This window comes from Streptomyces sp. AK08-02, assembly GCF_033795085.1.
Taxonomy (GTDB): Bacteria; Actinomycetota; Actinomycetes; order Streptomycetales; family Streptomycetaceae; genus Streptomyces; species Streptomyces echiniscabiei.
Genome location: NZ_JARAZV010000058.1, coordinates 1 through 634 on the forward strand (window position 1 = coordinate 1; position 634 = coordinate 634).

Genomic DNA, 634 nt, shown 5'->3' on the forward strand with positions numbered 1-634 from the left:
TTTTCCAGTGGGTGGTGAGGGTGTGGACGGTGTCGTGGTCGCCGCTGATGACGAGGGAGGTGGGGGAGTTGATGGCGGCGATGGTGACGGTGGGGGTGAGGGTGGGGGTGATTTCTTCGGGGGTGGCCTGGATGGCGGCCATGGCGCCGTGGGTGGGGGTGGATTGCATGAGGTGGGCGCGTGCGGTGACGAGGGTGGCGGCGTCGTGGAGGCTGAGGATGCCGGCGACGTGTGCGGCGGTGATTTCGCCGATGGAGTGGCCGATGAGGTAGTGGGGGGTGAGGCCGTGGTGGGTGAGGAGGTGGTGGAGGGCGGTCTGGTAGGCGAAGAGGGCGGGTTGGGTGTGTTGGGTCTGGTTGAGGAGGTGGGGGTTGGTGCCCCACATGATGTCGCGCAGGCCGTGGGGGAGGTGGGACAGGACGGTGTCGAGGGCGTCGGCGAAGACGGGGTGGTGGGTGTAGAGGTCGCGGCCCATTCCGAGGCGTTGTGAGCCTTGTCCGGAGAACACGAAGGCTGTTTTGCCGGTGCGGTCGGTGGTGCCGCGTACCAGGCCGGGGGCGGGCATTCCGGCGGCGAGGGCGCGTAGCCCGTCGAGCAGTTCCTCCCGGTCGGTGCCCACCACCGCGGCACGGTG

General features: G+C 69.1%; 1 protein-coding gene. It reads right to left on the reverse strand.

All coding sequences use genetic code 11. The features are described 5' to 3' along the window. A partial coding sequence (locus PV734_RS45730; RefSeq protein WP_319295231.1) for an acyltransferase domain-containing protein occupies nt 1-622 on the reverse strand: 622 nt, incomplete at its 3' end. Between the last annotated feature and the right edge of the window lie 12 nt (nt 623-634).